Origin of the sequence: Brasilonema sp. UFV-L1, assembly GCF_012912105.1 — a bacterium.
In the GTDB taxonomy this organism is placed as follows: domain Bacteria; phylum Cyanobacteriota; class Cyanobacteriia; order Cyanobacteriales; family Nostocaceae; genus Brasilonema.
The window spans coordinates 1-12,202 of the sequence record NZ_QMEA01000176.1; the positions used below are offsets into that span (position 1 = coordinate 1).

Sequence of the window (12,202 nt, forward strand, 5' to 3'; positions counted from 1 at the left end):
GTAAGCAATACCACTAAGTGCTTCGTAGCACACTCACTCCTCCCTGTGGTGTACCCGTCTGTGTTGGGTTATATTTCCCTTCAAAGATAAATCCAGCTTTTAACCATCCTTTTATTAAGTTTCTTCTAGGGAAGTTTCCTAACTGTTTGAGGATAGATTCATGGATAATGTTATCAAAGAAGCCTTGAATATCAGCTTCTAGAACCCAAGCATTTCTAGCATTTGGACTAGCATTTAATCTTATCCAGTTTTGTGCTATAGCGTCTTGACAACTTCTACCAGGTCTGAATCCATAGGAATTTGGTTCAAATATGGCTTCCCATTCTGGTTCTAGTGAATTAACTATTATTGCCTGTTCGATTCTGTCACGCACGGTCGGGATTCCGAGCGGTCGTTTCTTACCGTTGGCTTTGGGAATCATTACCCGTTTTGTTGGGTCTTGATTGCCGCCTTCCCAGTTATTTACCAGATTCACTCGCTGCTTTGGGGTATTGACAGTTTCTTTATCAATTCCTGCCGTTGCTTTCCCTTTATTGGTCTGAGTGATTTTCCGAACAGATAGTAATAGGTTGGAGTGACTTCTTTGCATTAACTTTTGGAGACTTCGTAGTTTCTTCCAGTTACCAAGTTTTCTCGCAAGAAAGATTCGTTGACGCAGATTCTTAACCGCTTTATTAATCTGTTTCCAGTTGACCTGATTCCAGTTTTCTAACGGTTTTCTTAGTCCGTTTGTTGTACTTACATACACCATCTAACTTGTCCTCGAATTAAGTTTCTTTGTTTAGTCTCTTTCTCATAAGACCCAAGAGAAGTCTGCTATTCCTTTCGGTCAGGGACAGAGTTTGAATCCCTATCCCATCTATTACAGATGGGCATTCGCTTTTTCTCTCATCCTCTACCCTCCAGAGAGTTCTGTCTTCCTTACGGTTGACTTACTATGGGTTTTCGACCTTTCCATAGACTCTGTAGGGCTTACCTTGTCGTTTCGTTTATTGCATGTTCTCCGTTAGATGTTGATTTTCCTGCGGTGGGAATTGTATTCACACGATTCATAGAAGATAAAACTATAAATCTACCCACTTACCTTTTGGTTAGAGCCTATCAGCCTTATTTGGCTCTCTGTGCGATGACGCAGTTTAGACATCAATTCACTTTCGTTCATCTTAGGAAAACTCCCTCTTGCTCCTTACCACGTTTAGGCTAGTAGTTAAGGTTACGTTTGTGGTCTGCACTCCGCCTGTTTCGTTACCTAATTGGGCGTGACCAGACTCTTTTGAGAGTCTTTTTACATGAGGGTAGAGAGTGTGAATTCTCTAGGAGAGTCGGCTCTCCGTCCTAAACGACCTTTCAAGTCGCGCTTATCTTTCGCACCCCTGACCCTGGGGCTGCCAAACAAGAATCTTTAACTTTAGGAGAGCAAGAGGTAGAGCAAGTTAATAGTAGTGGACAACTCGGAGAGGGAGTGGAAGGCGATCGCAACAGTTTACAGCGCTTAATACAGACTAGGGCAGTGGTTATGTCTTCTCAGTTGCAGAATTTAGCCGATATGAAAGCCTACGTGAAGCTGTGCGAATTTAACCCTGCCCTAATTAGCTTTGATTATCAATTCTTACCCCAAATCAACGAACCAAGCCAGCGCCAAATTCCGCCGAATCCTCAAAGTGCAAATAGCCATCAAAAAGCGCCGTCAGGAGAAAATGCTAATCCAAAGCAGGAAAGCTCAACTACACGCGGGGAAGATTTGCAGTGGGATACAGACCCCGATGAGAATTAAGCAGATTTTTTTGATGCATGTGCTTTTCCTTTTTACCACTTACTTATCAAACTCTGCCCAAAACTAAATCAACCAAGCAACGGCAAACTGGAGCAATTAACTGTGAAAATACTTGGAGACATCTTAAACAAAGCTATCTGGCTTATTATTCTCTTGCTTGCTTTTGGTGCTGGGTACGTGTTTATCCTGCGAAACTTTCTGAGTCCTCCGCCAGTCCCCACGACACTACCAGGAGCGACAAATAACAATACTCCACTACCTCAAGAGCAAGCAACTAACCCGAATCAGACAGAAATACCCACCCCTAATCCAAGTAGTTCCGCCTCTCCTTCTCCTTTAAAGACGGAAAGTCCAACTCCCTTAACACCGTCTCCACAGCCTACACCAAAGCAGGACTCGACATCTTCTACCCCTAGCTCAACTTCTTATACTTTGCCTGCTCTTGCCTTACCTAATCAAGTGGCTTTAAGTGTACCCAAAAAACTGACGCCAGGTGCGATTTTATCGATTTACGAGAATCTGGATAACAACTCTCGCCCTGACCCAATTAATTACAGTCCCACGACTACCAAAGAAGTTGCTGGCTTAAGTTTAACCAGTGTCAGGCAATCTGAGTTTCAAGAAGTATCCGGCTACTTTCTAGCTCAAAAATCTGGTAACTACGCTTTTGTAATTTCCTTTCCCGACAATCTTTATATAGATTCCAACAATTTGCGTTTAAGAATTGACGGACAGCCATTGGGCAATGTCAAAGGAGGCAGCGTCAATTTGGAGAAAGGTTGGCACAAAGTTGATTTATTCTACTACGAACAAAGCGGCAACGGAGCCAATCAAATTCAGGTTAAATGGGGACTGGAAGGGAGTAGTTTGGTGAGATTGCAAACTTGGAGGCCAGCCTCTTGATTTGTAAATTGTTACAGTGGGGACTGCTGACAGCACTGATATTCTACATTGGTTCTGTTCTGGCAGGTCTATTCCCCTTTGTCCTGCTGCTGGGTGCGGTTTTGGTAGCTCTCTGCTCTGTCTATGCTCTTTTGCCCGAATTCCTGAGAATACCAATGCTGGAGATTTGGCTGAATCCTGATTGGGAACCACCAGTTAAAAACCCATCCTATACTCCGCCATCTTCCTCTCACACTTCCCCGCCTATGTCTCAATTCCACCAACCACCTCTTGATTTCAAGAGTCTTACCTTCAGCGCTAGAGGACAATTGCCCAATCGAGAAGAACTGATTGCCAGTCTCAAAAGCCAGGTCATAGGTCAAGATGAAGCAATAGAAGCCCTGGTGCGGGTCGTTATGGGCAAACTGGCGGCTCAAAATTGCTCCAAACCCTTAGTAGTCTTTTTTGCTGGCCCGACTGGTACGGGTAAAACCGAATTGTCTAAAGCTTTAGCGACGGCTTTAAGTACCAAATTAAATCGTTTTGATATGGGTGAGTACAGCGATGCTTTCAAGGGAAGTAACTTAATGGGCAGTGCCAAAGGGTATGTGGGTAGTGAAGAAGGAGGAGCGTTGCCTAACGCCATTCGATACAGTAAAAAAAGATGCCTTCTACTCTTTGACGAAGTGGAAAAAGCTAATCCCAGTTTATGGAGACAACTACTGGCTTTTTTTGACGAAGGCAGGCTTACCGATACTCTCGGTAGTGTGGTGGCTCCTAAAAACACAATTTGCCTCCTAACCAGCAATTTAGCAGCCGATAAGATTGCCCAAAATCCAATTGCTGCTAAGGACATTCTCAAGCAGGAAGGTTTTTTCTTGCCAGAGTTCATCGCAAGGGTTGATAAATTCATTCCCCTACCGCGTCTAAATCAAGCTGATTCGGCTCGTTTAACCGTGATACTGGCTAAACGGGTAGCCTCTCGCTACGGCATCAATCTGGTCATTGAGCAAGAAGCCCTTTCCCCGCTGGTGGAGGAAACTTTTGAGGAGGGCGAAAAATACGGAGGGCGAGGCATTCAGGAAAAAATCTTAGATTTGCTGAGTGATGACTTTATCGATTTGCAAGGCAGTGGTACTACTACAGCCAGTCTTGTGGTAACAGGAGGAGTTCTTAAAGCGCAGACGCTCTGATTAGGCAAGTAAAGGAGATTGATTAGGAGAAGGTTGAAATGGAACCTCGAGGCAGCTTTTTTGGTATTTTAGGGCAAATAATACAAAACAGCGTGCGCTACCTTATCCGATTGGGTCGCAAATACCAAATAGTAGCTGCTGCCTACCTGGTAATTTTCTGTACCACCTGCATCAGTTTAGGCAATCAGAAGGTAAGCCCTCCACCAGCACCGACTACACCAGGCACAACTCCAAGTGAGCCTCCTGTGCCAAATCCGCCTTACGCACCTTCCCCGTCTCCTGAGACAAACCCGGCTTCTCCTTCCCCTACTCGCTCGGCTATAGATGTCGCCCAAGTAAAAGCCTATAAAAGCGGCAACTTTCTGACTATTCGTTTTGATAAGAGCGTTGCGGATGTGCAATTATCGGTTGACAATCAATCAGTAAGCTTGAATTGTGCGGCCAAGATTTGTACTGCCACCCTTCCAGAAGAGGTTTCCCAAATCCAGGTTTCCTGGTCTCAAGGCGGGGAGAATTTCAGTACTAAATTCCGTCTTTAGCATCGCCAATCGGTGGCAGCGGGAGGACAGGTCAACGGATTGTGTAGTAAGTATACACATTTCAGTACATATGCACATTCCAGTCCACGAAACACAATTACTAGCAGACAAGGCGTTTAAAAGCAATGCCATTTTTCACAAACCCGTCTAAGGAAGCTCCAAGACTTTAGCCTGAAGTGTTTGACAAGTTTTAGCCAGTTTCCCCAAGTATCAAGACTCAAAATCAGTTCTTAGGCAAAGCTAAACAACAGACCCTAAATAACAGTCTTCCTACCAAGCCTTTTACCAACACTACCAAGCCGGTACCATGCCTGGTACCCTTTGGCAGCAGTTGGTAGCTAACAGAAATTTACTAACTCCTATAGCACAGGTTGAGGTTAAGCACATGTACAGCAAGGCAGATTTACAAAGAAATTTCGAGTTATCGGACACTACGGTTTATAAAACGCTGAAAGTGTGCGGACTGGATACTGCCAAACAGGAGTATACCCAAGAGGAGATAGATAACTACTTCATCCCAGCCCGTCAGATGTTAGATGCTGGCAAGAAATACAAGCAGGTTAAGGAGTACTTTGCTCTAAGAAGTGGCGGACAAGCTGCAAATCAGCCTCTAGAAGAGGAATTTGACACGCAGGAGTTTGACGCTTCTGGATTCACTTCCAACCAGACGATAGATGCCAGCGACATGGTTAGTGGCGTAGTAGCCCAAACGGTAGCCGATATGGTCGAGCGCTCAGTTAAAGAAATTACCCCTTTTATCCCCGCTCTGGTAGTACAGACCATTAACCAGCAACTCAACTCAGGAGAAGTGATTGAGGCCTTTGAGCAGGTGCGCTCACAAATTCGCGAAAGCAAAGGCAGCGGTGCGGCTTTTTTGCTCCATCGGATGCAGGGCAATCCCCGTCTGATGCCTGGAGGACAGGATATGAAACAGTTACCGCAAGCCTTGCCGGAGAACTCACCCGAATCCTTGGAGAACTCCTAAGTAGCCACGCGCCCAATCTGAGGGAGCAATTAGAAAGTACTTACCAGCAAGCACACCACAGGCAGCAAATTTTTGAATCAGCCCCACCTTACTCCTACTTTAATCCTGAAGGGACAGGGCAAATCTCCACTAGTGAACTGCTGCTCTGGCGGCGACAGGCCGAAGCTATCGGGCGTTCAAACTCCCACTTAAAAGCAATCGATAATCTGCTGCAACAGGCACAGGACAGGCAAATCGGAGTTTTAGACATTTCCAGGCGAACTTATCAAGCACGCTGCCACGACTTGGAGGAGTTTAATGAGCAAGCCTTTCAACTCATGCAGTTGTACTTTCTCCCAAGACGCAAAAGCAACGGGCAAGGCTTTGGAACTGGCAAAGTCAAAGTCTGGTGGAAGGCTTTTGTCCCTGGCTGGTGGCAGGAAATAAAGATTGAAGTGCAAAGAGTGGCTAGTAGAGTGGCCAAACGGATTTATAACCTGATTCGATGAAAATTTACCTCGCAGATAACTTATGTTCACTTTCAAACCTTTCCATTTTGGATTTTTTGTTCTCTCCCTGCTGACTATGCACCTGTTGGCTGCCTGTGGTACTCCTAAACCGGAGGTTAAGGATTATACCTCAACGAGTTGCCTCAATAGGCAGGACAATAAACTAACTAAGAATGTAGTAACGCTGGCCTCAATCTACTATCTGTTGGACAAAGTAAGGCTTGTACCAGATTACGTTCAGGTTAAATTGAGTGGTAAATACGCCACTGGCCAGACCGAGGTACTCTCGGATAATTTTATAGGCGGAATTGTGAGCGGACTAAGGTATGACGGCTTGAGTTCTTACAATGTCAAAATGATTTCTCTAGTGGAGATGCCTGAAAGTATCGATAAAAACCAGATTCTGAAATTTTCTCATCCCTGCCAAGTCACGACCGCCCTGTTAGACAATGAGACATTAAGAGTTGAGCCGTCTCAAGAACCGTTTTACTTACTAGCTAGTAAAAAAATGTTTGTTATCGTAAACGATGGTTTTTATGGGCCAAAGCCAATCACACCCGTAAAGTTTAAGCTGCGTAATCCCGACACTAATCAAGTAGAAGAAACTACTTTTTCTCTACACGATATTGTAAATGGTAACTTCATTAAAGCTCCAGCAATTTACTGGGGTAAAAGGGAGGAAAATCAATGGAGACTTAACAAACACACCCAAACTATAAATGATGAAAAGTATGTCTATTTCACCTTAACTAAGGAGTCAGGTGGAGCGCCAATTGTAGGAGAAATTCAAAGTATAGAGTTTGTGCTAGGAGAATAAGTGAAATAACAGACGTTAGTCATCTAATTATCAAATAGCATTAAATATGTTTACATAGAAGTAAGTAAGTCGGCGAGAAAAATTCAATGTATATGAAGAAATATAAATTGTCTCTTCGGGTGTGTTATGCCGTAGGAATCGCGCACCTTGAATTCTTGACGGTGCGGCGCTTGGCGACAACACACCCTACATTAAAATTTCTTAACATAGCTTGAAATATTAGCGCCGACTTACTTAACCCGGCATTGCGATTACTGGACCGGCGCTCTAGTCTTTATAAATCAGCATAGCATTCGTCATAAAAGACCAAATAAGAATTCATTGTTGACAGAATCTGATGGTTACAAATTTCGTTGGTTTTATAACTTGGGGAACAAAGAAGTTAATGCTTTGGCTTTGTTGTTTCCCTCAAGAAAGTATGATTGTTTAGATGATTCATCAAATTTGATGTCTCTCATGAAGTTTGTTGACAAAGATTTGACTTTTTCATCTTCACTAGAAGCTTTGTACTTTAGTTTTCTTTACAAAGAAATTGATATACCTAATGAAATAAGTTCTGGAAATTCCAATTTACAAGATTTGCTGTTAAGAAATCGCTACTTAGATTGCTGCCAATTTGTGCTTGGTAAGAGTTCGATATCTTATATAGACCTTTATCAGTCTTTTGTGATTGAAAGTTCTGATTTGATTTTAGCTCAAGAATTAGACGTTGCTGTTATCTTAGCTTATCGTAGGAAAATGATGCCAATGCTGTTTTTGAGAGTTTTGGAGGGCGGCTTGTTCGTTCAAGCTTTAAATGCTTGTGTTGTCAGCGGTAGCTTGAATAATGAAGAACTAGCTTTAGCTTTGAAGAATTTTTACATGAATAGAATGTTTAAACTAGTAAATTGCATTCAACCTCGTCATTAGTATTTTCTCTTTTTTAGAGAATTTTTAGCAAAGCTACACTACGCTTTGCAGGAAATGCTATGTCTCAAATAAATCGAAAAAATCGAAGGAAGCGGATAATGTCTGATAACAATCAAAAATTGAATACCGAAGACAGTCAATCTAATCAAGATAAAAAGGAAGCTAGCCAATCTAATCAAGGTAAAACGGAAGACAGTAAATCTAATCAAGGTAAAACGGAAGACAGTAAATCTAATCAAGGTAAAACGGAAAACAGTAAATCTAATCAAGGTAAAAAGGAAGATAGCCAATCTAATCAAGATAAAAACATTGTTGAATTTGAAATAGGGTCTAACTTTCCTAAAAGATTTGTTATCGTTACAGGGGATAAAGGAGGTGTTGGCAAAAGTACCTTTGCTCGTGCTTTGTTTCATTTTTCTATAAATAAAAATCTGCCATGTATTGCTTACGATTCTGACCGTACAAATCCCCAAATGCAGAGACATTTTAAAAATAAAGTACGTTTCACAGATATCTTTCAGCGTGGCGGTGCTGATAATTTATTGCTTGATTTGGAGAACATGCCAATTCCGGTTGTTCTTTTAGACTTACCAGGGTAAGCGCATTTCAAACCCTATTGACAAGAGGCTTTTAAAGCATCATTATGATGACATAAACAAGCAGCTAAAATCGTCAACATATAATTGTCATCCATAGCAGCTCGATTGGATTTCTGACGATGACTACGCTTGAATGATTGCTCCAAGTTCAAAGCGTTAAGCGCAATTCGACGCAGCAATGACAAATTTTGTGGAGCATGACCAGTACGGACGCGGCAAGCGTCTTCATTGAAGGTAACATCTAGGGTCCAATGCAACCCATTTTCAATGCTCCAGTGGAGGCGAATTGCTTGTCCTAATTTGCTCCCATCGCAGTCCAAACTAGTGAGATAAAACTGCACTTCGCGAGTTGTTTGGTTCCATAGATGTCTGACGCGCACAACCATAACCACACATTTAAGCCCCACCCAATCATCTTGATGATGTAGAGGTGGTAGCTCAGAAACAGGAACACACCAAATTTGCCTTTTTTCGGTACGGTGATGGTCTTTTTCTACTCGTTCATCGTAGCTGTGGGTAATTCCTTCAAAGTCTTGGAGCAAGCGTTGCTCAAACCAGTCTTTAACCTGTGCATGAAGCGTAGGATGATTAGCTTTAAGCGCTAAAACGAAGTCAGCTTTCGCATTGAAAATTTGAGATGCAATTGCAGTTTGCGTGCCCATTGCATCAATTGTAATAATACATCCTGCAATATCTAACAACTCTAATAACGCGGGAATTGCAGTAATTTCATTTGATTTATCGGCCACTTTAACTTGTCCCAATACAAGACGATGCTGGCTCGACCATGCACTAACTAAGTGCAAAGCTGTTTTTCCTAGCGCTCTATCATAAGAGCCTTTGAGGGTTTTACCATCAATGGGGATGACCTGCGCTCCTACGGACTCAACTATCGATTCTACCCAACGTCTAAAACATTGTTCAAAGACTTTTGCGTTAATACGCTCAAAAACTCGCCGAAATGTGTCCGCACAGGGGATTCCTTCAGGTAAACTTAAAAACTGTGACAACCACTCGTATTTACTGAAACCATAATTCTCCATATCCTCCCATCCCTTGGCTCCTGCGATTACTGATAGTATGGCGATGATTAAAATATCTGTTAATAAATGCACACGGTTTCTTTCTACACGGGGGTCATCTATTTCGCTAAAAATTGATGACATCTTTTCTGTTAACGCCGCTGCATTAGCTATACTCAAAGCTTTTGAGCGTAAGCCACGAGAATAATTAGGAGATTTAAAACCCGATCCCATGAGACTAACCCTAATGTATAGTAGAGACTTGGCTGATTAACTCAAGTTGCAAGTGGATGCGATCGCTCGCTGCCCTGATCTGAGTGTCATAAAAGCATTTGTCGAATAAGTCTCATATTATGCTTTCTGTGGGTTCGCAGATAACGTAAAATTTTGGGAACGAGTTTATAGGGGTTTCAGCCACCGACCGTCGCGCACAAAGTGAAATCGGTTGTGGGACAAAGGTCTTAGCCTTCTAGCGAATTCGCGCATAAATTGCAATGCGTGCATCTCATCACGGAAATTCACGGAATTTTGGATAATACTAATCATATTTTCTACATAAAATCCTGGAAATTCCATAGAAAAGCTGCTTGACTCCCTTGTGATCAAGAGTGCGTTGGCTTCGGCGATCGCACCTCAAAAGTGTTCTTTTAAACTCACATCTTGCACCTGGAAATATGAATGTCAAAACCACAACTATGTACAAGGGGAGCTAGGCGTTCGATTTCAAGTAAAAGAAGAGACACGACTATTTGGGGGAAGATAGATTCCTTGGCAGTTTGTGCTGCTTGACCCCAATCAGGTGGTGATGCTGCCTGAGTATACAGATAACTCCAATGGGCTATAAGGTAAGCAGTTAAAGAAAGGATGAGCCAGCGGTACATACCAAGCACAGTCCCTTGCCCCTTCGGGTTCGCAGTCGCCTCTGTCGGGAAACCCTCCTGCAGCGCTGACTCACCAAAACGATGTAAACCGAAGCGTTCGCGAAGCGTGACCCTTTGGGTCATTGCTTGGCAGTTTTAAACCATCCTTCGATCTGCCAACGACGCTTACCCCACCATTTGAGAGTAGAAGCTTTAATGGGTCGAGTAGACAAAACAAAACGTTTTTCAAGCTTGCCGTTATTGCGCTTTAAGTAATACCAAGATACGGTAACAGGAAAGTTTAAACCAACCAAATGGACTTGTTGCCCCTGTTTGTGTAAATTTCTTAAAGGTCTTCCATCAACTAACTTACGGTTAATAGCCACACCTGTAACCGCATGATATCTAAACTTGCGTACACCGTGAAGAAATTCTACACTCCCTTTGGCTGTATCAGCCAAAATAATTACCCGAAAACTTTCGGTTAAAGATTTAGGTAAACGCTTAACGTTCCTTGAGTCCTAGCTGAGCGGGTGAGGGTGTACCTTTACCTCTCCACACTCGGAAGCTCCAAGGTATGCGCCACTTTCCTACAACTAAATAAACTACTACTATATGTAGACCACGCTTACCATTATAAACTCTGATTAAATCCTCAAACTCTTTGAATTTACCCCGTTTTTCAAGAGTTCCGTAGGTAAGAGATCACCTGTAAAAATGGTCTACGTCCTTTGCCAGATGCTGATAAGACCTTTGAAACCGTCTCTAATACATGGCTGCGGACAATACGAATCATATCCCTTGTTGACCAAGGATTGATATTTAAAAACCGACTCAATGCACTCGGAGATTTGGTTAATGAGTGTTCAGGTAAGGGATGCCCTTGCGCCGACAAAAATAATCCCAGCATGGCATCAAAATTATCTTTTTGGTATTGCGTCGGCATTAAGTCTTTGAGACTGTCAACTCGCGCTCTTGGGCGTAGGCAAGCATTGTTCTTGCTATAAAAGATTCGATATTTCACGCCCTTTCTCTCATATTTTATGCTATTAAAGCAAATTCAGATTTTGGAATGAAAGTTAGCGATCGCCCTAGGGGATGCCGCAAATATTCATCCCTACATCTTGTCTTTTTAACACTTCTTATGTAAGATTACGGCTACATTCAGTATCGCTATCACTTACATATACTTAAATTTTCTCCTTCATCTTCTGTTATATTTTTGTACTCATTATTTGCCTTTTACGGGTTTGTTCGGTTAGGTGCAAGATGTGAGTTAACCGTTTTATCACTTTTCTCGCCTATTATGTTAGTAATTTTACTGTAAGATAGGGGCTTAGTTAGTTGGACGGCCAGCCACCTAAGCAAGTCTTTAAGTAATTTGGCGTTAGTAACTGGATAGATACTGACTATATCTTTAAATAGCACGGCATCCAAAAGCTCAGATAAATAGCTTTCATCTCTTTCTAGAACCCACTCTGGAAAACCTCCTACTTCCAAATATTCTTTGAGTATAGGCTCCAAGCGGTAACTTTCAGCTAAAGTCAGTTGGTAATTTTTAAAGTTGATAAACTCTGAGAAATCGAGAGGATAAATATGGAAACGCTTTTGCCTACCTGTCAAAAAACTAGATTGATTTTTAATCAAAGTACTGGAAGAGCCGGAGACTAGAACTTTCACTTTCTCAGAATCGTACAAGTTAGCCACTTGCTGATCCCAATCTTTAATGTGTTGAACTTCGTCCAGAAATAGATATACCTCCTGTTCTCTAGGGAGATTGTGAATTGTACGATAGGCTTTAACCAAGTCCATAATATCTAGCCCACTAAAATGAACATGATTGAGAACGCAGTAGAAAACGTGTTTGGCTTCAACACCTTCTGCTTCAATTAGGTCTTGAATTAAGTCATAAATTAAGTAAGTTTTACCAACTCTTCTAGCTCCAAGCACCACTGATATTTGCGTACTTTTGAGCACAGGGTTAGCGCGTCTCAAACCCTATTGACAAGGGGACTTGATTGAATTATGAGCTGTACGTTCGCTCCTGATGGAATCGGTGAGAGGAATTAATACTTTACAGTCCAAGGGAACAATCTGATTCTGGATCGAATGGCACTAAGAAAAGCTCTAAGCT

Annotated in this window: 14 protein-coding genes; 8 read left to right on the top strand and 6 right to left on the bottom strand. The window is 42.3% G+C overall.

Annotated features, from left to right (window positions below; all coding sequences use genetic code 11):
• Positions 1 to 13 precede the first annotated feature (13 nt).
• Entirely contained in the window at positions 14 to 751 is a 738-nt protein-coding gene (locus tag DP117_RS30535; RefSeq protein ID WP_169221949.1) for a reverse transcriptase N-terminal domain-containing protein, read from the bottom strand.
• 609 nt (positions 752 to 1,360) lie between these two features.
• Between DP117_RS30535 and DP117_RS37095 the strand changes: the two genes are divergently transcribed.
• From DP117_RS37095 to DP117_RS37385, 8 genes are all read left to right on the top strand, one after another.
• Positions 1,361 to 1,774, top strand: coding sequence for a type IV secretion system DNA-binding domain-containing protein (locus DP117_RS37095; protein ID WP_169221958.1), 414 nt, complete (start codon positions 1,361 to 1,363; stop codon positions 1,772 to 1,774).
• Positions 1,775 to 1,876: 102 nt separating this feature from the next.
• Positions 1,877 to 2,677 carry a hypothetical protein gene (locus DP117_RS30545; protein ID WP_169221950.1) on the top strand — a complete coding sequence of 267 codons (801 nt, stop codon included), beginning with the start codon at positions 1,877 to 1,879 and terminating at the stop codon, positions 2,675 to 2,677.
• The gene (locus DP117_RS30550) at positions 2,674 to 3,849 is read left to right on the top strand and encodes an AAA family ATPase (protein ID WP_169221951.1); all 1,176 of its coding nucleotides are present in this window, start codon (positions 2,674 to 2,676) and stop codon (positions 3,847 to 3,849) included. The genes DP117_RS30545 and DP117_RS30550 overlap by 4 nt, the downstream gene beginning before the upstream one ends.
• 38 nt (positions 3,850 to 3,887) lie before the next feature.
• Entirely contained in the window at positions 3,888 to 4,388 is a 501-nt protein-coding gene (locus tag DP117_RS30555; protein WP_169221952.1) for a hypothetical protein, read from the top strand.
• Positions 4,389 to 4,695: 307 nt separating this feature from the next.
• Positions 4,696 to 5,373, top strand: coding sequence for a hypothetical protein (locus DP117_RS30560; protein ID WP_169221953.1), 678 nt, complete (start codon positions 4,696 to 4,698; stop codon positions 5,371 to 5,373).
• A gap of 510 nt (positions 5,374 to 5,883) precedes the next feature.
• Positions 5,884 to 6,678, top strand: a complete 795-nt coding sequence (locus DP117_RS30565) for a hypothetical protein (protein WP_169221954.1) — start codon at positions 5,884 to 5,886, stop codon at positions 6,676 to 6,678.
• Positions 6,679 to 7,002: 324 nt separating this feature from the next.
• Positions 7,003 to 7,587 (top strand): hypothetical protein, encoded by a 585-nt coding sequence (locus DP117_RS30570; RefSeq protein WP_169221955.1) that lies wholly within the window; start codon positions 7,003 to 7,005, stop codon positions 7,585 to 7,587.
• A gap of 98 nt (positions 7,588 to 7,685) precedes the next feature.
• Positions 7,686 to 8,186: an ATP-binding protein gene (locus DP117_RS37385; RefSeq protein WP_169221956.1), complete on the top strand. Its 501-nt coding sequence runs from the start codon at positions 7,686 to 7,688 to the stop codon at positions 8,184 to 8,186.
• 14 nt (positions 8,187 to 8,200) lie between these two features.
• On the opposite strand, the gene DP117_RS30580 is transcribed toward DP117_RS37385, so the two are convergent.
• The 5 genes from DP117_RS30580 to DP117_RS30590 form a co-directional block, all read right to left on the bottom strand.
• The gene (locus DP117_RS30580; RefSeq protein ID WP_169221959.1) at positions 8,201 to 9,352 is read right to left on the bottom strand and encodes an ISAs1 family transposase; all 1,152 of its coding nucleotides are present in this window, start codon (positions 9,350 to 9,352) and stop codon (positions 8,201 to 8,203) included.
• A gap of 509 nt (positions 9,353 to 9,861) precedes the next feature.
• Complete coding sequence (locus DP117_RS35670) at positions 9,862 to 10,212, bottom strand: hypothetical protein (protein WP_211176434.1); 351 nt, start codon at positions 10,210 to 10,212, stop codon at positions 9,862 to 9,864.
• Complete coding sequence (locus tag DP117_RS35675) at positions 10,209 to 10,529, bottom strand: hypothetical protein (protein WP_211176435.1); 321 nt, start codon at positions 10,527 to 10,529, stop codon at positions 10,209 to 10,211. The genes DP117_RS35670 and DP117_RS35675 overlap by 4 nt, the downstream gene beginning before the upstream one ends.
• A 221-nt stretch (positions 10,530 to 10,750) precedes the next feature.
• Positions 10,751 to 11,092, bottom strand: a complete 342-nt coding sequence (locus DP117_RS35680) for a hypothetical protein (RefSeq protein ID WP_211176436.1) — start codon at positions 11,090 to 11,092, stop codon at positions 10,751 to 10,753.
• Positions 11,093 to 11,310: 218 nt separating this feature from the next.
• The gene (locus DP117_RS30590; protein WP_169221957.1) at positions 11,311 to 12,045 is read right to left on the bottom strand and encodes an ATP-binding protein; all 735 of its coding nucleotides are present in this window, start codon (positions 12,043 to 12,045) and stop codon (positions 11,311 to 11,313) included.
• Between the last annotated feature and the right edge of the window lie 157 nt (positions 12,046 to 12,202).

What these genes read in the sequence shown, in the direction of transcription:
- DP117_RS37385 (WP_169221956.1), top strand. Translation starts at nt 7,686, where the DNA reads ATGTCTGATAACAATCAAAAATTGAATACCGAAGACAGTCAATCTAAT.
- DP117_RS30555 (WP_169221952.1), top strand. Translation starts at nt 3,888, where the DNA reads ATGGAACCTCGAGGCAGCTTTTTTGGTATTTTAGGGCAAATAATACAA.
- DP117_RS30535 (WP_169221949.1), bottom strand. Translation starts at nt 751, where the DNA reads ATGGTGTATGTAAGTACAACAAACGGACTAAGAAAACCGTTAGAAAAC.
- DP117_RS30580 (WP_169221959.1), bottom strand. Translation starts at nt 9,352, where the DNA reads ATGTCATCAATTTTTAGCGAAATAGATGACCCCCGTGTAGAAAGAAAC.
- DP117_RS30560 (WP_169221953.1), top strand. Translation starts at nt 4,696, where the DNA reads ATGCCTGGTACCCTTTGGCAGCAGTTGGTAGCTAACAGAAATTTACTA.
- DP117_RS35670 (WP_211176434.1), bottom strand. Translation starts at nt 10,212, where the DNA reads ATGACCCAAAGGGTCACGCTTCGCGAACGCTTCGGTTTACATCGTTTT.
- DP117_RS30565 (WP_169221954.1), top strand. Translation starts at nt 5,884, where the DNA reads ATGTTCACTTTCAAACCTTTCCATTTTGGATTTTTTGTTCTCTCCCTG.